Source organism: Nitrospira sp. (assembly GCA_015709715.1).
Classification (GTDB): Bacteria; Nitrospirota; Nitrospiria; order Nitrospirales; family Nitrospiraceae; genus Nitrospira_A.
Genome location: CP054184.1, coordinates 2,862,114 through 2,881,531 on the forward strand (window position 1 = coordinate 2,862,114; position 19,418 = coordinate 2,881,531).

The window sequence follows — 19,418 nt, forward strand, 5'->3', positions numbered from 1 at the left end:
TCTCGCGCCTCCTACCGGTTGACCTTCTCCGTATCCCCTTCACCCTCTCCCCAGCAGGCGACGATTTGGGCCATCTCCGCGAGCCGCGCCGCCGTCCGGCCGTAGACACTGTCGTGCGGATACAGGCCGTCGGGGCCTCGTTCGCCGGCGGGGACGCCGGTCAGGAGTTCGAGGGCATCTTCGATGGTATCCACCGCGTAGACGGTGAACAGGCCGGCCTCCACCGCCTCCACGACCTTCCGATTCAGGGCCAGGTGTTTGATGTTGCGAGAGGGGATGATCACTCCCTGCGAGCCCGTCAACCCGCGGCGCCGGCAGGATTCGAAAAAGCCCTCGATCTTTTCGTTCACGCCGCCGATGGGTTGGATTTCTCCCAGCTGGTTGACCGAGCCCGTGACGGCCAGCGCTTGGCGGATGGGAAGATTCGCCAGGCTGGAGAGCACGGCGGTCAGCTCCGCGACGGCGGCGCTGTCGCCTTCGACCTCGGAATAAGTCTGTTCGAACGTCAGGGTCGCACTCAACGCGAAGGGCTGAGTCCCGGCGAACTTCCCTGCCAGGAATCCCGCCAGCGTCATGACCCCCTTACTGTGGATCTCTCCGGCCAACTCGACTTCACGTTGAATGTCGATGAGGCCCTTCGTGCCGACATAGGTGCGCGCCGTGATTCTGGTGGGGCGGCCGAACGCATAGTCGCCCAGTTGATAGACGGAAAGCCCGTTGACCTGGCCGACCACTTCGCCCTGCAGGTCGACCATCAGGGTGCCCTCGCGGATTTCGTCCTGGATCCACTGTTCCGGCAGATCGGCTCGATGGCGCTGGTGGTCCAAGGCCGATTCGACATCCGCGCGTGTCACGAAGGAATGGCCGTCCTTCTTGGCCCAATAGCCGGCTTCGCGGATCAAGTCGCTGACCAGGCTGAAGCGCAGGGACAGCCGGTCGTGGCGGTCGGCAAAGCGGAACCCTTGCCGGATGACTTCCGCCACCGCGTCGGCGCCGAAATGCGGGAGCGACTCCTCCCGGCACAGTTTGGCGATGAAGCGGGCATATTGTCGCTCCTGCCGCTCGTCATGCGGCACCTCGACGTCGAAATCGGCCTTCACCTTGAAGAGTTTCGAAAAGTCTTCCTCGTAGGCCTGCAGGAGGTGGTAGATCATCGACGTGCCCACCAGAATCACCTTGACCGACACCGGGATCGGTTCCGGCCTAAGCCCTGCCGTGGCGAAGCCGTAGAACTCGCCGGGGTCCTCGATCGTGACGGCGCCGGTTTTGATGACCCGCTTCAATGCATCCCAGGTAAAGGGTTGACGCAACACGTCGAGGGCCTGCAGGATCAGGTACCCGCCGTTGGCCTGCAGCATGGCGCCGGCCTTGATCTCGGTGAAGTCCGTATACATGACCCCCAAGTGCGCCCGCCGCTCGATCTTGCCGATGAGATTGCCGTAGGTCGGGTGGGGTTCTTCTACCACCGGCGCGCCGGCCGTCGCATCATGAGACACGATGAGATTCACGGCGAAGCGCGTCATGTCGGGGCGACGCACCTGTTCCAACCCTGGGATCGGAAGGATCGGGCCGCTGTGGGGGAGGAAGTCTTTGTATTGGTGAATGATGTCGTGGTGGACCCGCTGCAAGTGCGTGGTGACGGGTTTGAGCGCTTGATAGGTTCGCTGCAACGTCTCGTAGGCCCCTTGCATGACGTTGGCCACGATTTGGCGATCCAGGTGATGCAGGCCCTGTTCGGCCTCGCGTTCCAGCGCGTGCATGCGCACGTGAAACTCGCGCAGGTCGCTCTCCAGCGACTTCCGGCGTTCGGTCAGGCTCTCCTGCGCTTGCTCGGACAGCTCCTCCATGTCCTTTTCGCTCATGGGCCGATCGTTCTTCAGGGGCACGAGCCCGAAGCCGACCGGCGTTTCCTCGAACCCGAAGCCGCGTTCGCGACAGAGCTTGGTCAGCTCATGAAACAGGGCCTTCTTTCGGCCTTCGGTCTCTTCGATGATCTTGGCCTTGGCATCCAGATACTTCTTGCCTTCGAACGCGGCGGGAATGTCGTGCCGGAGGCCCTCGATGAAGGTGCCCATTTCGCGTTTGAACGCGGCGCCCTGTCCGGCGGGGAAGGCCAGGCAGATGGGCCGTGACGCGTCCTGAAAGTTGTGGACGTAGCAGAGGTCCGACGGCGGCGGCGCGGACTGCGCCATCCGCTTGACCATCTGCCGCACGAGCGTTCCCTTCCCCGTGCCGACCGGGCCGGACACGAAGATATTGAAGCCGACGCTCTTCATCTGCAGGCCGAACTCCAGCGCCTCGACCGCCCGCTCCTGTCCGATGGTTTCATCGAGCGGTTCGATCTCGCTGGTGTCCTCGAAACCCAACCGGCCTGGGTCGATGGTGGGGGCCAGCAGGCTGGCGGGGAGCTTGTGTTTGTCCGACATCACGTCTGGTCCTACAGTTTCAGCGTCGGGGGTGGTTGAACGATTGTGGCATGCAGGCCCTTTTCACCTGGTTCCTCTTCAAAGACCACCTCTTGACCATCTTCCAGCTTCTCGAACGAGAGGCCCTTGAGGGAGTTTTTGTGAAAATACACTTCTCCGCCGCCGTCCTTCAGGATGAAGCCGTAGCCCTCATCCGGGAAGAGTTTGCTCACCACGCCATGCAGTGGCGGCAGGGGTTCCGTGCGAACGACTTTGTTGGCGCGCTTCTCACGGAATTTGCGCAATTCGATCGCCACCGCGTCGAAGGCGGCCCGAATGGCTTCCTCGAAGGTCTTGTCTTCCTTGCGGGCGGTCATGGTGTGGCGGGTCGGGACCGTGACCAGCACCAAGGCTTCCGCGACATTGTCCAGCTTCTTGTGGTGGCGGTTCTTGGTGAGGGTGACGCGTCCATGGATGATATCGTCATGGCCTCGTTGCAGGTCGGCCATGCGGGCTTCGATTTCGGTTTTCCATCGGGGGGTCATGGCGACATTGCGGCTCTCGATTTCTAGGTTCATTCTGCCTCCTCTCTGCAGGGTGGTACGGGACCCACTCCCGGACTCAGCAAGGCACATGCCTTTCCCTGGCCGGACCGGGTTGCTCCTCGCGATGACCGAATCGGCTAAAAGTGAAGCATTTGCCGGTCCTGCCGATCGGACGGATCGGTTCGACGGGAAAGCACTGGCGCATTATTCCTCAGTACAGGATCGGTCGCTGAAGCCCAATGCACCAGCGGCAGCGGAGAATCGTGCTAAATGGCCGCCCTCTGCGGGAATGTGTCTTGCGTAAGGGGCAGGTATGGCGGTGCTGAAGAAGTCTGCGCTGGAACGCTACCTTCGGGACCGGTTCGGTCCTTCCACGGAGGTGCTGGCTTATGGTCCGATCGGGAAAGAAACCAGCGGCGCCCAATACAAACAATATGGCTATGGCGCGCCGGTCCGCCTGACCTTTCGGGTGGAGGGGCAGGTGCGACAGGCCGTCTTGGGGACGATGAGTCCGGGCCCCTTCGGCCACGAACATCCGGCCGACCGGGCACAGGCAATGCTCTGGGACTATGCCTGTTATAGCCGCCTGCCGAAACACATCGCAGCGCTGGATGTCGGGGCCTTTACCGCCCGCAACGACTTGATGTCGGTGGCGGCGGCAAAGGAATTTTTCCTGCTCACCCAGTGGTCGGAAGGGGAGACCTACAACAAGGATCTCGAACGGTTGGCGCAGGCGGCCAAGCCGACCGCCATGGATCGGAAGCGAGTGACGGCGCTCGCCGACTATCTGGCCACGATTCACCGGGTGAAACATCGTGACCCGCAGCTCTACCGGCGGCGGCTGCGGGAATTGCTCGGTCACGGCGAATGCATCATGGGCCTGACCGACAGTTACCCCGACCGGTTTGCGTTCATTTCCCAAGAGCTGCTCGAATCGATCGAAACCGCCTGCAACCGCTGGCGCTGGCGATTGCGGGCGAAACATGCGCGTCTCTCGCAAGTGCACGGTGACTTCCATCCCTGGAACGTGCTCTTTCGGCGCGGCACCGATTTCTCGGTGCTCGACCGTTCGCGTGGCGAATGGGGTGAACCAGCCGACGACGTCACCTCGATGTCGATCAACTATCTGTTTTTCTCGCTCTGCCGCCATGGCACGTTGACAGGGTCGCTGGAAACGCTTTTTCAGAGCTTCTGGGAGCGGTACTTGACCCAGAGCGGTGACCGCGCCGTGCTGGAGACCACCGCGCCGTTCTTTGCCTTTCGCGGCCTCGTGCTCGCCAGCCCGCTCTGGTATCCGAAACTCTCGGTCGGCATCCGGCGGAAGATCTTCCGCTTCATCGAAAACGTTTTGGCAGCGGACCGGTTCGATCCGGCCGATGTGAAGCGGTATTACGCGTGAGCAGCCCATGAAGCCATCGCCCTTCGCGCTCTGGCTCACGGGCCTTCCGGCCTCGGGCAAGAGTTCGATCGTCGCGAGTCTGACACCGAGACTGCAGGCCTTGGGGCTGGACGCCGAGGTGTTGGAGTCGGACGAACTCCGCCGGATCCTGACGCCGACGGCCAGTTACTCTCAGGAGGAGCGCGATGTGTTTTATCGCGCCATGACCTTCATGGGGTCGCGGTTGTTGGCGCATGGGGTGAACGTGATCTTCGATGCCACCGCCAGCCGCCAGGTCTATCGGGACTTTGCCCGGTCGTTGATTCCGCAGCTGCTGGAGGTGTCGATCGATTGTCCGCTGGAGGTGTGCATGGCCCGTGACAAAAAAGGCACCTACCAGCGAGGCCTCGCGGGCGAATCGTCCACCGTGCCGGGTCTGCAGGTGCCCTATGAAAAGCCAGCCAAGCCGGATCTCACGATCGATACGACGGTGCTCTCGTCCGACGGGGCCGCGGAGCAGATCCTGGCGTTGATTCAAGCTCGTCGTCCTGCTTGAGGAGGATGTCGATCCATGCCTGCCTCACTCAACCACATCCATGCTGATACGCCGATGGGGGCGAACCTCGTGGCCGACGGGGCCACCTTCCGGGTCTGGGCACCGCAGGCCAAGGCGGTCTACGTCCTGGGAGACTTCAATCGACGCCGGCGCAACGACGCCTCGCTGCTGACGCGCGACGGACAGGGCCATTGGCGGGGGTTCGTCCGAGGCGTCAAGGATCGGCAGCGCTACATGTTCTACGTCGTGGGCGAAGGAGGCGAGGGGCTGAAGCGCGACCCCTATGCCCGTGAGTTGGAATCACCCTTCCCCGCCGAATGCATCATCCGCCGGACGGATTTCCCGTGGCATGAGAGCGGCTACGTCACCCCGCCGTTCCATGAATTCGTCATCTACCAACTCCATGTCGGCACCTTCTTCACGCCGAACCTGCCGCGCAAGGGCGGCACGTTTCTCGACGTGGCGCGCAAGGTACCGTATCTGGCCGAGTTGGGCGTGACGGCGTTGCAACTCATGCCCATCCAGGAATTTCAGACCAGCTTCAGCCTCGGTTACAACGGCACTGATTACTTTTCGCCGGAGATGGACTTTGCCGTTCCTGATGCGGAGCTGACGCCCTACGTCACGGCGTTGAATCGCCTGCTGACGGCACGGGGCCTGCGCCGCTACCAGGCCAAAGATTTACGCGGCGAAATGAATCAGCTGAAGGCGCTGGTCGATCTCTGTCATCTACACGGGTTGGCGGTGCTGCTCGACGTGGTCTACAACCATGCGGGCGGCGACTTCGGCGACCAGAGCCTCTATTTCTTCGATCGTCAGCCCGTCGAGGGTGGGCAGCGGCACTCCCTGTATTTCACCGAGAAGGGCCATGCGGGTGGGCTGGTCTTCGATTTCGAAAAACCGGAGGTACGGGACTTTCTGATCCAAAACGCCAAGTTCTTCCTCCGCGAATATCGCGTGGACGGCTTCCGCTACGACCAGGTCAGCGTGATCGACCACGACGGTGCGCCGCAGGGCTGGCGGTTTTGCCAAGACCTCACCGATACGCTCCATGCGCAGCGGCCGCAGGCCCTGAACCTGGCGGAGTATTGGAATGTGAATCCCTATGTCGTGAAACCGACCCCGGAGGGCGCCGGATTCGACACGACCCTGACCGACGGGTTGCGCTTAGCCATTCGGGATGTCATCGGTAACGCCGCTGCGCCAGACGAACGTCCGCTGAACATGAGCGGCCTGGCCCGCAGCCTCTGGCCGGAGGGCTTCACGGAGCCCTGGCGGTTCGTTCAGGGGCCGGAGAACCACGACATCGTGTATCGTGGCCGGGAGTTGCGCATTGCGCGACTTGGCGATCCGGACCATCCGCGCTCGTGGTTCGCCCGCAGCCGGGCGCGTGTCGCCACGGGACTGAGCCTCACCGCGCCCGGCATTCCGATGCTCTTTATGGGGCAGGAATTCTTGGAGGACAAGCAATGGGCGGACGACTTCGTCGCCCACGCCGACCTCCTGCTCTATTGGGAAGGGCTCGACCGAGGCGACAAGCAGATGCAGGACCATCTACGGTTCACCCGCGAGTTGCTGGCCTTGCGGCGCCGCTTGCCGGCTCTGCGAGGCGGCGGCGTCCGCGTGCTGCACGTACATGATGCCAATCGCGTCCTGGCCTTTCACCGGTGGGTGGAAGGGGAAGGGCGGGATGTGATCGTGGCGGTGAGTCTCGCCAATTTTACCCGCGTCGGGTACCGCATCGGATTTCCCGTCGGCGGCCCCTGGCGCGAGGTCTTCAACAGCGACGTCTACGAAGGGTGGGTCAACGCCGGCGTGATGGGTAACGGTGGATTGGTGACGGCCGAGCCGCAACCGCTGCATGGCTACGGTTTTTCCGCCGCCGTCGTGCTCCCCGCCAACAGCCTCATGGTCTTTGCGCGGTAGGCCGCGAGCAAGTCGAGCAGGGCGTGAAGCGGATCAGCGGGGCCGCGCGATCCGCAGCAGGCTTTCTCCCGCCGCGAGCCGCGCGAATTGCCGCTTCATGGTGTTGACGCGGTCGAGGTAGCCACGGACGTCATGGGCGCCGCAACGTTGGTGCGGTGCCGGCCTGAGGCCGCGCGCGACGTAGGCCTGTCCGGCGCCGAGCCCGCAGAGATGGATGATCGCGGCCAAGTCTTGCTTCTGCCTGAGGCTCACCGGTCGATGGCGCGCGAGGCTCTCGGTGATGCCACGGTCCAGCAGGGCGGAGGTCAGTTCGATGGCGTGGCTCGGCAGGATGCGGCTGTAGAGGCTGTTGAACCAGCAGGCGTTCACGTCCTGGAGCGCTCCCCGCTCCACCACGCGATGGTTGTGGACGCAATAGCGTTTCGCCTGTTCGAAGGTCGCGTCGGTGATTTGAAACATGCCCACCGCGCTCGACGCCGGTCGGTACAGTTCGAGCGGATTCCAACTCGGCTGCCAGCGCCAATAGGTGCGCGCTACGGGATTACCCGCGCCTTCCACCTGGGCCAGCGCCGCCAACAGCTCCGGCGTGATGACGGCGGTGGCATGTTTGCGGAACAGCGGGCCGTACTCCCGCCAGGTTTCAAAGGGGCGTTTGTCCAGCGCCTCGTCCAACGCAAAGAACACTTCGGTCGGCTTGTGGGCCGCATGGTAGGCCCAGTTCACCCCCGCGCCGAACACGACGAGCAAGGCCGCGACGACTCCGAGCCGGATCGTCAAGGGCAGGGTCCGCAACGCGGCTCGCAAGAACGTCCCCCAGCCCCGCCGCGATTTCGAACGGCGGCCCCGCCGGTGGCGACCCTGCGATTCGCTGGACGAAAAATCCGACGCCATGGGGGTACTATAACGCAAAGCTCGCCTCTTGTTTAGCACTAACCTCGTCCGTATCCTACTGAGTCCTTCCTTGTTGGTCTGATTTCTGGCCCTCACGAAATACGTGTATTTGCCTGAGTGTTTCGTTCGACAGTAGTAGCCGGTAGACGTAGGATCCCGCCAACCGACTCTTGTGGCAGCGCGCATGGCTGTCGTCAATGGAAACCTGTACTGGTCCTTGATCATGAATCCTGATCGTGCAGGAGGGAGCAATGTATTGGAATAGGTTTGCAGACATCGAAGTCCTCCCGGATGGTGATAAGGACTACCTGAGCGTAATCCAACATCTCAATGTTCAGTACAGGCTCGGACTGGCGGAGGAGCTTGCGCAACCCTCAGGCCAGTCAAAGGACGAGCAGTCAAAGAAACCCGTTCGCCACATAAAGAAGAAGCCGTTAGGATTTTACAAGAACGCTAGTGAGCCCCCACTCCTGTTTGAGGTCGACCTAGATCTCGGCGCGATCGACGAACGGTATGGTGACAAGTCCCTGACGAACTACGAATGGACGCGGGTGTATCTGGTCAGGGTGTGTGCTGACAAGGCCGACAAAAAGCCCGAACAGTCTACGGACGAGTATGAGTGGTATTTGCTCGACGGAGAGAGCGGTGTTCTGCATGCGTTGAACGCAAAATTCGGCGGGATCAATATTAATGACTCTTCATACGCAAGTGAGTATCTCGATTTCTTCTGTTCGTTCTTGAGCGCGAAAGAGGGGGTCTTTGCACTCATCCAGCAAGAAGCGGATCTGAACCAGCTCGAAGATCAGGGGGAACGATTCGAGGCTGAACTTGACGAACGTCGTCGATACGCAGTGTTTGATGAAAAGAAAAAATACATCAACAAGATGTCATGGGGCAAGGTAGAGGAGAAGCTTAAACAGAAGCTCGAGGAACTGAAGGAACGGAATGGGCAACAGCGTGATTCTTCTGGCCAAGGTGCTAGCGCTGGGCCTGGGGATTCTGCTGCAACGGATTCTCGCACTGAGAACAAGAAGGTGCTGTATGGGTTGGTCTTGTACGGCAAGGAGGTTCGGGAATCCAGTTTTGAACTGACTGAATCCGGGATGGTCACTATGAGGGGGGATCAGGAGTGCCTGCGTGATCTGCCAGTTAGACGTCACACGACATGGCGCCACAAGAGATCCGGTCTCATTCGGTTTACCAAGAGCGCTTCCAGGAAGCGCATCCCTGCTGCTGAGTTTAAAAACTTGGTAGTGAGGGCAGTGGGAGTTGCGAGTTTTTATTTTGTGTTGATAGAGGAGAATGTGAAATTTGATCCGACCGATAAAGTGAGTGCACTTGAATGCCTGGATGTGCACTTTTTGGGTGAGGTGACTTTCGACCACTGCGATGTGACGGCGGTGTTTCGATTTGAGGATTGCAAGTTCCTCGGCGGTTTTCATGCTCCCGGCACAACCTTCAATTCCCAAGTCTCCTTCAAGAAGTCTGAAATCTTTTTTCTTTCTGAGACGTGGCTGGCCCAGTTATCTATGAAGAGGAAGAGGGGGGAGGGAGACTATCCGGTAGCGCTGACTTTGGACTATGCCAAGGTTAAGGGAAGCCTTAGTTTGGAATGGCTCACTTCCCATGGATCGGTGAGTGGCCGACATCTCACTGTCAAATCGGATGCCAGTTTTTCCGGGCTGCAGGTCCTACCGCTTGTGGGTAGAAGCAGCGAAGCTTGGACGGATAAGTCCAAGCCCGAGCCTAAGCCATACAAGGCTGCCCGTGGAAACGGCCCGGTGTTGTTGGATCTTCAGCGCAGTTCGTTCGCTGGATCCCTCAATCTAGGGATCTCCGTGGAAAAGGACGTGGGGCTGAAGCAAGGAACGCTGTTGCGGCGAACCCGCGTGACCGTGTGCGGTGATTGCCGGTTCGATACCATGTCGATCGGTAAGTCCCTCATCATTGAAGGGCTGGCAGTTGTGAGGCCGAGAACTGAGGAGGTTGACCTTAAGGACTTTCGATTTGGGGATTGTGACAGGACTCTTTCCATGTCCAATGTGACGGTCAATGGAAACATTCAATCCTGGGAGTACGATTCTTGGGACCTCTCCGGTCAAACGATCCCGCCTCCGCTCGTCGTCGATGGAACCATTGATCTGAGGTGGTCCAAGATAGGCGGTTATGTCGATCTCAGGATGTCGCAGGTGAGAAAAGATCTCGATTGCATCGGCATGCGCGCTGCCTGGCTTACGTTGGAGCCTTTCCGACCCGATGACGTTGCATCGAACGATGACCAGCGCCGGAAGGCAGACGAATTTGATTGGATACAGTATTCGGTTTTGGATCCATCCTCCCCTTCTCCACCGGTCGGGAATGCACCATCTGAATGGATGAAAGCCTTCGCATGGCGGATGTCGGCCATCGGGGGTGATCTAAAACTGGATAATGCGACCATTCCTGGCGGGGTGACGTTGACGGGTACGACGATTAAGGGAACGGTTGACGTACGTCTGGGTGCCCAACTGGGTCAGATCAAGGCCATGCCGGCGTTGGGAATTTGTACCGACATGACAGACGTACGCGCGAGTCGGAAGGTGGTCAAGCAAAGCGCCTTCCTGGGAGGGCTGTCAATTCGCGATAGTACCATCTCGGGTCCCGTATACCTTTGGGGTGCTCAGATTTGGGTGCACAGACGATAAGAGTCAAAAGGCCCCTAAGAGGCAAAATGCCTCACCTAAACCAGTCATTGATATCGCCACATCGAATCTCAAAGGTGGCCTGTACCTTCATGTGCGGTCACGCTGGGAGGGCCAAGAGACTGTTCGTGAATCCCTCGACGAAGGATGTAACTGGCAAGATGAGTCTGCGGTTGAAACGGAATGGAGTGACCATAGTGGGTACAAATGGATAGATCCTTGTGGATTGGTGGCAGACTTCCGGAACTTCGATGGCGGGCGAGACAGCTATTTCTGGAAAACCATCTCGGATGTGTTTCATACGACTGTGGATGGCAATGTGGACGTGTTGGCTTCCGACATTGGTGCCGATGTGGATCTGAGTAATACGCGAGTGTGTGGACGGGTCCGCCTGAACGATTCCCATGTCAAATGTGATGTCAGAGCGGTGGCATGTCTGCAGGAGTTTGGACACAAGTTCACGGCAGTTCCTTCTGTCGAGCAGAAAGAGGCATTATGTGCCGAACTGCAGACCCAATGCTTTCACTTTGAATTTCAGTCTCTGCGATGTGATGGGGATCTGATGTTGGCGGGTCTTGCTGTGGCCGGGGACATCGATGGCAGGAATGCAGGGGTGCGAGGGCATGTGGAATTTGTTTGCGACGAGAGAGTTAAGGCCCTCCCAAAACCAGGATCAGGACAACGAAACGCAAGCGGGCGCGCGTCCATAGGAGGGGATTTAGATCTCTGTGGATCCGAAATCGGTCTCTTGAGAATCGATGGACAGAGCGTTCAGACCACTGCGAAGAAGATCAATTTAGCCCGAGTCACAGTTTCCACGCTCGAAATCGTCGAGTCCCTGCCGAAGAAGATTAATTTGCAGAGCATTAAAGTCGGGACGTGGAGAGTCGAAGACCCCAAAGCCTTGCTGACGAAGGCAGACCCCTATGATTCATGGGCCTATAAGAGCGTGGAAAATTGGCTCGCTTCAACGGGTCAGGATGATAAGGCCGACGACATGCATATGGAGAGGAATAGGAAAGAGCTAGATCTAGAGGAAGGGAAGTATTTTCAGACTGATAAGACTGTCGGCTGGATCAGTGCGATTATTATGGGTTTTGCGGCAGTCGCTGTACCAATCTGGCCCTGGTCGGCCTGCATCTTATGCTTGGTTGGCATCATCATTCTCTACCGTTATTGGGATCAAACCGTTGCCCACCTGGATCGCCCTCTCTCCTGGATCAGACTGAAAGTTTGGAATCGGTTCATCCTCGAAAAGATAATGGGATTCGGAACCCGGTTGGGCCCAGCGTTCTGCATTTGGCTCGTACTGGCGATTAGCCTAGGCCTGGTGTTGAGCCATCCTCGTAACGTCCAGCCCACTTTTGCCGCGGTCAATGCCGGGCTTCCCAAGCACGATCTCAAAATCCAAGAAATCAGACAAATCAGAAAGGATCTTCAAAAACTAACCCCGGAAGCGCAGGAGTGGGGATTTTGGAACCATGCGCTGTGGCTGGCGCTCGACATTACCGTGCCGTTGATACCGTTCAACCTCCATGACGAATGGGAACCAAGAGAAACAACCGAGGGAACAGCTTTTCCTTGTTGCTCGCAGAGCGAAATGCTGATTGCTCCGAAAACCCTGGCAAATATCTTCACGCCGCTATCCTGGATTATTTGGTCACTGATCGCCACAGGAATGGCAGGCGTGATACGGACAAGGAACTGATGGCTAGGTGCGACTGTTACGCGTGTGCTCCAGTTCCCTCTCCATCTTTCGGTGCGGGATGCCGGCATCGAGAAACAGGTCGCCGATGGGACGGAAGCCGGCCCGTTCGTAGAAGCCGATCGCGTGGGTCTGGGCCGAAAGGCTGACGCGCGCGAGGCCTCGTTGCGCCGCCAGGTCCAGTAATGCGCCGAGCAGGGCGCTGCCGACGCCGCGCCCGCGCCAGCCCTTGAGCACCGCCATGCGGCCGATGGTGCCGTTCGGTTGCATGCGGGCCGTGGCGATCACCTCTCCCGCTTCATCCCAGGCCGCCACGTGAGTGCAGGCCGGATCGAGGCCGTCCCACTCCAGCTCCACCGGCACGCCCTGTTCGCGGATGAAGACGGCGGTGCGGATCGCCTTCAAGGCCGGTTCCATTGCGTTCCATTCCACCGTGGTGAGGGTCATCGCGCTTCCTCTCTGGTCGGTGTGTCACCGGCCGGGCCTTCCTTCCCGCCTCGATGTAACTGTTCCAACCACTCGCTCACCTGCCCCTGTGCCGTCGGTGGGGCCGTCTCCCCGCGGCGTAACCGATCTTCCAAGGCTTGTGACCGATCCGGAATGGTCTGTTGGCCCGGTCGATTCGGCTGCTTCAGGCCGCGCATCGGGCCGTTGGGTCTGGCGCGTTCCGATCTGGGTGTGAGGGTGGGGCTGCCGGACGACTGTGATTGCGCAGGACGCGGGTCGAACGTCAGGAGGCCGGCAAGGATGGAGACAACGATGGCCCATCGAGCGTTGGTGGTGCTGTGCATAGGCTCTCTCACCTTGTGACTCTTCTCACAGTACTCCTCTCGTTTTCCCATGGTCAATCCGCTGTATCGTCGCCGGACAGCATCGGAGGTTGGTATCGCACGACTACGTATTCACCGTCGGACGCCCATGCAAGAAACCGCTTTCCGTTTTGGCGCTCGCCGAGCCGGTGATAGGCTCCTCTCTATTCGCAAGGTTCAGCCGATCAACCTGAGAGGAGCCACTGTGGAAACTCGACGCGCAAGACAATCCGTTGCCGCTCAACGAGGCGGGTGGTCGCGCCTGTGGTGTTGTGTCTGTCTGGCTGGGGGCGAGAGCGAGCCATCACGGCGGGTGGCGCAGCGGGGGGTGGGATGGACCCTGCTGCAGTCACTGTGGGCGTTGCTGCGCCGGGTGGCGGGGCTCGGGCCGTCGCGGGAGAGGGATCTGCGATCCTCCTGGAGTCGCCAGGCCGTCGGGCGCCGCCGCGCCCCCGCCATCTATAGCCATCTCCTCTAGCCCATCGTGCTGCTGCAGCTGGCTACCTATTTCAACGTGCCCCTTCGCCGCCCGCAGGCCATGCGTCCCACTCGTCGCTTCCGATTGGATCCCGAGCCGCTTCGGTTCCTGACGGCCTTCGCCGTCTGCTTTTTCGCCGTGGGGCTGCCCTATTGGTGGATTCCCGTTCGTCGCCTCACCTTGCCCGATGCGCTGACAGGGCCGGGCCTGTTCGTGGTGGGGGCGGCCGCCTTGATTTTGGGGTGGAGTCTGCTCTCACGGCTCTGGGTCATTGCGCTTGTTCCGGCTGCTGCGGTCCCGGCCGCGGTATGGGCGCGTATTCTCGTGGATGGCTGGAACAACCCTGCCGTCCATCATGTCTGGGCACTCGAACTCTCCATTACGGCGGCGGCCGGCCTCTTCTGCGCAGGGCTCGGCGCGCTGCTGGGGCGTCTGCTGCGCCGCCTGAGTCGTTCGCGGCGACCGTAGCCGATCTTCCCACTCCTCCCACTCCCTATTGACCTCGCGAGCCGTTGCGGCGAAGATGCGGCGGCGTTGTGGCGCGAGACCTGCACAGCCGGTGAGTCGGCGGCGGAACCAGAGGAGTGTGACCATGAAGGTGTTGATTGCGACGGATGGCTCCAAGTACGGGAAATGGGCGACGGAATGGGTGGTGCACGTACCGTTTCAAGAGAAGCCGGATGTCACGCTGGTGCATGTGACGGATGTGGAGGCCTTGCGTTCGCCGGTGATGTTTCAGCCGGTAGTGATCGGCAACGAACCGTTCATTCAGGAAGAGATCAAACGCATTGAAGCCCAGAGCAAGCGAACGATGGTGGAGGCCAAGGCGCAGGTGGCGTCGTTGCGTCTCAAGGCCAAGCTGTCGTCGGAGCGTGGGCCGGTGGGGCAAACCATCTTGAAGCTGGCCCCGCAACGGGACGGGCTCGTGGTGCTGGGGAGCCGGGGGCTGGATGCGCTGGATCGTTTCATGCTGGGAAGCGTGTCCACCCAGGTGACGCTCCATGCGCCCTGTTCGGTCCTCATTGTGAAGGAGGAGCCGCGGCCTGTGCGCCGCATCCTGCTGGCCACCGACGGCTCCAAGGCTTCGGAGAAAGCGGTGAAGTTCGTGCTGACGAAGTGGCGACCGGATGCGCGGGAGGGGGCGGAGCCGCTGGAGGTGGTGGTCACCCATGTGATGCCCTATCTCAACTATCCCGAGCTGAAGGAGGCCGGCGCTCGGCTGGTCGAACAATGCGCAGACAAACTCCTGAAGGCCGGGTTTACGGTCGACGAAGTCGTGCGGTTGGGCAAACCAGCCGACGAGATTCTGAAGGTCGCCTCGAAGAAAAAGGTGGATCTCATCGTGACCGGCGCCAAGGGCATGGGCGCGATCGCGCGGTTCCTGCTCGGCAGCATCTCCACGAAGGTGGTGCAGCACAGCCGCTGTTCGGTGCTCGTCGTTCGCTGACGTGACGGCCTGTTCATCCCATGCGCCGGCCGGTCCGGCTGTGGCATTTCACCCCGTTCCTGCCCTGCAGGCCGTAGCAAAAGGCTGCTACGGCCTGTCCGTTCCCTTCGAAATCACCTGTCCGGCCGGGCACGTTCCCTGCTGATTCCATGAGTCACGACCTGGGGCGAGCCGGTGATCGGAGCATGACACCAACCGTGATAGGTGTGAGTCGGGGTTCGGTGCGATGGGTATGGCCGTCGGTTTCGTTGCGTCGCCTCAGGCCGGTCCCCCTGTTGGTCTGGGTCCTGCTCCTCGCGGCCCAGGGATGCGACCGCGATCCTTCCCCGAACCCTGCCGCTCATCCGGCGAACCGGTCGGTCGAGGGCATCGTTCGATTGACCCAACAGGAGATGGCCCGGGCGGGGATCGACGTGCTGCGGGTCAAAGCGGAGCCGTTCACCGTCCATCGGGAGTTTCCCGCCACCGTGCAGGCCAACGCCAACGAACTGGCGGAGGTGACGACCCTGATCCGTGGCCGGGTCGTGGAGGTGTCGGTGGATGTCGGCAAGGATGTGAAGAAGGGAGAGCGGCTCGCCCTGCTCGACAGCGCCGACTTGGGCTTGGCCGAGGGGGCCTACCTCAAGGCGTCGGCCCGCCAGCATGAGGCCCAGTTGGCCTATGAACGGGCCGCCAATCTCCACGAACATCGCGCGATCAGCCTGGCGGAACTTCAGCGGCGGGAAGCCGAGATGAAAACGGCGCGAGCGGACGCGCGGGAAGCCGCCCATCGCCTGACGTTGCTCGGCGTGGCATCGCAGGAGCTGCAGCGGCTGGACCGCGAGCAGACCATCCGCTCGGATGTGGCGATCCGTGCGCCCTTCGCCGGCCGAGTGATCGTCCGTAATATCACGCGCGGCGAGGTCATCGAGACCGCGCAGAAATGTTTCGTGATCGCCGACTTGTCCGACGTGTGGGTGATCGGCAACGTGCCGGAAAAGGATGTCCGGTTCATTCGTCCGGATGAGTCGGTCAAGGTCGTCGTGCCGGCCTATCCGCATGCGCTCTTCTCCGGCACCATCACCCACATCAGCGACGTGCTTGATCCGGAAACCAGGACCATGCGCCTGCGCGTCACGGTGCCGAACCCCGATCGCTTGCTCAAGCCTGAAATGTTTGCCATGGTCCAGGTCTATACGGCGACGGTGCAGGAGGCCCTGCGGGTGCCCCTGGCGGCGGTGCAAGAGATCGATGGGGGGAAGATGATCTTCGTGAAACGGGCGGACGACCGCTTCGAGCCGCGTCGCGTGGTGCTGGGCGACGAGCAGAGCGAGCACGTGATGGTGCTGGAAGGACTGCGGGAGGGTGAAGAGGTGGTGGTGAAGGGGGCGTTCGCACTCAAATCGGAGGTCGAAATCCACAGGGTCGAACCCACGCCATGATCGCATCGCTCCTCGAATTCTCGCTGCGCCAGCGCATCCTGATCCTGGGACTGCTCTCGTTGCTGGCCGGAGCGGGACTGATTGCCTTCCAGTCGATTCCCATCGACGCCTATCCCGACGTGACCAACGTCCAAGTGCAGGTACTGACGGAAGCGCCGGGCCTCTCGCCGGTCGAGGTGGAGCGGTTCATCACCTATCCCATCGAACTCCAGATGACCGGCCTGCCGGGGCTGAGCGAGATCCGCTCGCTTTCCAAGTTCGCGCTCTCCCAGTTGACGGTGGTGTTCGATGACGAAGTCGACGTCTACTTCGCGCGCCAATTGGTCATGGAGCGGCTGATGACGGTGAAGGAGCGGCTGCCGCCGGGCATCGACTCCGTGATGGCGCCGGTGACGACCGGCCTGGGTGAGATTTATCAGTACTATCTCGACGGTCCCCCGGCGGCGACGGATGCGGCCTCGAAGGAACTGGAATTGACGTCTCAACGCACGCTGCAGGATTGGGTGCTCCGTCCGGTGCTCAAGGGTGTGCCGGGTGTCATCGACGTGAACGGGTTGGGCGGGTTTGTGAAGCAGTACCAGGTGCTGGTGGACCCCGCCAAGTTGCGCAAGTACGACCTCACGTTGCATGAGGTATTCGACGCCGTGGGGAAGAACAATGCCAATGCGGGCGGCAACGTGCTGGAGCGCCATGCGGAGCGGGCCATCGTGCGCGGGGTGGGCCTGATCAAGGCCATTCCCGATATCGAGAGCATCATCGTCAAGGAGGTCGGCGGGACTCCCGTCTTCGTCCGCGACGTGGCCGAGGTCCGTATCGGGCATGCGGTTCGGCATGGGGCGGCCGTGTTGAACGGCGAGCGAGAGGTGGTGGCGGGCACGGTGTTGATGCTGCGCGGCGGCAATGCGCGGGAAGTGGTCGGCGCGGTGAAGGAGCGGGTGGCGCGGATCCAGCGCGACGGGCTCCTTCCCGACGGCCTAGAGCTGGTGCCCTTTTATGACCGCATCGAGCTGGTGACCGCCGCCATCAATACCGTGCGCGACGCCCTGATCGAAGGGATCGTCCTGGTCACGCTCGTGTTCTTTCTGTTTCTCGGCCATGTGCGGAGCGCAATCGTGGTGACGGCTTCCTTGCTGGTGACGCCCCTCATGACATTTCTGGTGATGCAGCGGGCGGGGCTCTCCGCCAACCTCATGACCTTGGGCGGGTTGGCCATCGGGATCGGGGAGATTGCCGACGGGTCGCTGGTGGTGGTGGAAAACGTCTATCGCCACCTGTCTGAGAATCGCCACAGCGAACGCTCGCGGCTCGAAGTCATTCTGCGGGCCACCAACGAAGTGGGGCGGCCGATTCTGTTCGGGATCCTGGTCATCAGCGTCGTGTTCCTGCCCTTGATGACGCTGCACGGCATGGAAGGAAAGATGTTTGCGCCGTTGGCCTATGCGCTGGTGATCTCGTTGCTGGCGTCGGTCGTCGTCACCCTCACCCTCTCGCCCGTGCTCGCGTCCTTGGTGCTGCGCGGCGACCATCCGGAGGAGACCCGACTGACGCGCTGGATGAAAGCGCGCTACCAACCGGTCTTGCGCTGGACGTTGGCCCACCGTGGAGCGGTGTTGGCGGGCGCGACGGCGGTCGTGCTGGCGAGCCTGACGCTGGTTCCCTTCGTGGGACGAGAATTCATTCCCATTTTGGAGGAGGGGGCGCTGACGCCGCAGATCGTGCGGCTGCCGAGCGTCTCCCTGCCGGAGTCGATCGAGATCGAGAAACAGGCGCATCGCGCCATGCTGGAATTCCCCGAGGTGCGGATGGCGGTCAGCAAGATCGGGCGGCCGGACATCGCGGTGGGCCCGGAAGAACCGAATGAAAGTGATCCGGTCATACAACTGCAGCCGCGCGGGTCATGGACGAGCGCCAAAACGCAGTCCGCACTGGTGGATGCGATTCGGATCAGGTTGGCGGAAATTCCCGGCATCTCCGTGTTGATGAGTCAGCCGATTCAAGAACGAGTGGACGAATTGATTTCCGGGATTCGCACCGCCTGCGCGATCAAGTTGTTCGGCGATGATCTGGAGGTGTTGTACCGACAAGCCGAGTCGATCGCGGACCTGCTGCGGACGATCGAGGGCGTGAAAGACGTGAAGGTAGAGCAGGTGGCGGGGCAGCCGTACCTGACGCTCGATATCGACCGGCAGAAGATCGCGCGTTATGGGATCAACGTGTCCGACGTGCAGGACATCATCACCACCGCGGTCGGCGGCAAACCCGCCACGCAGGTGTATGAAGGAGAGCGCCGGTTTCAACTGATCCTGCGGTTTCCCGCCCAGTACCGCAACAGCATCGCGGCCATCGGAGATATTCGGGTTCGGTCCGCTTCCGGGGCGCCGATTCCCCTCAGCGAACTGGCCACCATCGAAATGCGGGAAGGCCCGGCGCGCATCAGCCGCGAGCAGGTCAAGCGCCGGATCTACATCGGCTTTAATGTGGTGGGGCGTGACATCGGCGGGGTGGTCGATGAGGGGCGCAGGAAGTTGGCGGAACGGATTCGCCTGCCGCAGGGGTACACAGTGACCTGGGGCGGGGCGTTTGAAAACATGGAGCGGGCGAACGCGCGGCTGCTGGTGGTCGTGCCCATCACACTCGGGCTCGTGTTTTTTCTGTTGTTCTGGGCCTTCCATTCGCTTCGGTATGCGACGTTAATCATCCTGAATCTGCCGTTCGCCTTGATCGGGGGCTTGGTGTCGCTCTGGTTGAGCGGTCAGTACCTGAGCGTACCGGCGTCCATCGGTTTCATCGAACTGTTCGGCTTGGCGGTGGGCAACGGGATCGTGCTGGTGTCCTACATCAATCAACTTCGCAATGAAGGTCAGCCGATGGATGCGGCGATCATGGCGGGCTGCGTGCTGCGGCTGCGCCCCGTGATCATGACCATGATGACGACGTTGCTGGGGTTGCTGCCGCTCGCCCTCGCGCAGGGTATCGGCGCGGAGGTCCAGCGGCCGCTGGCGACCGTCGTGGTGGGGGGCTTGGTCACGTCGACGCTCTTGACGCTGGTGGTCTTGCCGGCGCTCTACCGGGCCTTTGCCGATCCCGAACTCACGCGCGAGCAGGCGCCGGAGTGGGTGTAGGACGAATTTCCAATCGACGATCTCCTTGACTGTGCGAGATGATGTAGTACAACC

General features: G+C 61.1%; 15 protein-coding genes. 10 read left to right on the forward strand and 5 right to left on the reverse strand.

The window, feature by feature from the left end; all coding sequences use genetic code 11:
• Positions 1–11 precede the first annotated feature (11 nt).
• A complete protein-coding gene (locus HRU82_13935) occupies positions 12–2,426 on the reverse strand; it encodes an AAA family ATPase (GenBank protein ID QOJ35978.1) in 2,415 nt (804 codons plus the stop codon).
• Positions 2,427–2,437: 11 nt separating this feature from the next.
• The gene (locus HRU82_13940) at positions 2,438–2,983 is read right to left on the reverse strand and encodes an HPF/RaiA family ribosome-associated protein (protein QOJ35979.1); all 546 of its coding nucleotides are present in this window, start codon (positions 2,981–2,983) and stop codon (positions 2,438–2,440) included.
• Positions 2,984–3,263: 280 nt separating this feature from the next.
• Here HRU82_13940 and HRU82_13945 point away from each other — a divergent pair, with 280 nt between their 5' ends.
• From HRU82_13945 to HRU82_13955, 3 genes are read left to right on the forward strand one after another with little or no spacing between them, the layout of a single operon-like run.
• Complete coding sequence (locus HRU82_13945) at positions 3,264–4,349, forward strand: phosphotransferase (protein ID QOJ35980.1); 1,086 nt, start codon at positions 3,264–3,266, stop codon at positions 4,347–4,349.
• A 7-nt stretch (positions 4,350–4,356) separates the two neighbouring features.
• Entirely contained in the window at positions 4,357–4,884 is a 528-nt protein-coding gene (locus tag HRU82_13950; protein ID QOJ35981.1) for an adenylyl-sulfate kinase, read from the forward strand.
• Between the two features lie 15 nt (positions 4,885–4,899).
• Positions 4,900–6,810 (forward strand): alpha amylase C-terminal domain-containing protein, encoded by a 1,911-nt coding sequence (locus HRU82_13955; GenBank protein ID QOJ35982.1) that lies wholly within the window; start codon positions 4,900–4,902, stop codon positions 6,808–6,810.
• A gap of 33 nt (positions 6,811–6,843) precedes the next feature.
• Here HRU82_13955 and HRU82_13960 read toward each other — a convergent pair whose 3' ends face one another.
• On the reverse strand, positions 6,844–7,701 hold the full coding sequence (locus HRU82_13960; protein ID QOJ35983.1) for a transglycosylase SLT domain-containing protein: 858 nt from the start codon (positions 7,699–7,701) through the stop codon (positions 6,844–6,846).
• Positions 7,702–7,952: 251 nt separating this feature from the next.
• On the opposite strand from HRU82_13960, the gene HRU82_13965 reads away from it, so the two are divergent.
• Both HRU82_13965 and HRU82_13970 read left to right on the forward strand, forming a co-directional pair.
• On the forward strand, positions 7,953–10,385 hold the full coding sequence (locus HRU82_13965; protein QOJ35984.1) for a hypothetical protein: 2,433 nt from the start codon (positions 7,953–7,955) through the stop codon (positions 10,383–10,385).
• A 226-nt stretch (positions 10,386–10,611) separates the two neighbouring features.
• Positions 10,612–12,090 carry a hypothetical protein gene (locus HRU82_13970; GenBank protein QOJ35985.1) on the forward strand — a complete coding sequence of 493 codons (1,479 nt, stop codon included), beginning with the start codon at positions 10,612–10,614 and terminating at the stop codon, positions 12,088–12,090.
• A gap of 3 nt (positions 12,091–12,093) precedes the next feature.
• Here HRU82_13970 and HRU82_13975 read toward each other — a convergent pair whose 3' ends face one another.
• Together HRU82_13975 and HRU82_13980 are read right to left on the reverse strand one after the other, a co-directional pair.
• Entirely contained in the window at positions 12,094–12,534 is a 441-nt protein-coding gene (locus tag HRU82_13975) for a GNAT family N-acetyltransferase (protein ID QOJ35986.1), read from the reverse strand.
• Entirely contained in the window at positions 12,531–12,878 is a 348-nt protein-coding gene (locus HRU82_13980; protein QOJ35987.1) for a hypothetical protein, read from the reverse strand. Before HRU82_13980 ends, HRU82_13975 begins: the two co-directional genes overlap by 4 nt.
• Before the next feature lie 223 nt (positions 12,879–13,101).
• Between HRU82_13980 and HRU82_13985 the strand changes: the two genes are divergently transcribed.
• From HRU82_13985 to HRU82_14005, 5 genes are all read left to right on the forward strand, one after another.
• Positions 13,102–13,374, forward strand: a complete 273-nt coding sequence (locus HRU82_13985) for a hypothetical protein (GenBank protein QOJ35988.1) — start codon at positions 13,102–13,104, stop codon at positions 13,372–13,374.
• Between the two features lie 6 nt (positions 13,375–13,380).
• The gene (locus HRU82_13990; protein QOJ35989.1) at positions 13,381–13,842 is read left to right on the forward strand and encodes a hypothetical protein; all 462 of its coding nucleotides are present in this window, start codon (positions 13,381–13,383) and stop codon (positions 13,840–13,842) included.
• A 124-nt stretch (positions 13,843–13,966) separates the two neighbouring features.
• Positions 13,967–14,821: a universal stress protein gene (locus HRU82_13995; protein QOJ35990.1), complete on the forward strand. Its 855-nt coding sequence runs from the start codon at positions 13,967–13,969 to the stop codon at positions 14,819–14,821.
• Between the two features lie 149 nt (positions 14,822–14,970).
• A complete protein-coding gene (locus HRU82_14000) occupies positions 14,971–16,242 on the forward strand; it encodes an efflux RND transporter periplasmic adaptor subunit (protein QOJ35991.1) in 1,272 nt (423 codons plus the stop codon).
• Positions 16,239–19,364 (forward strand): efflux RND transporter permease subunit, encoded by a 3,126-nt coding sequence (locus tag HRU82_14005; protein QOJ35992.1) that lies wholly within the window; start codon positions 16,239–16,241, stop codon positions 19,362–19,364. The genes HRU82_14000 and HRU82_14005 overlap by 4 nt, the downstream gene beginning before the upstream one ends.
• The last annotated feature ends 54 nt before the right edge of the window (positions 19,365–19,418 follow it).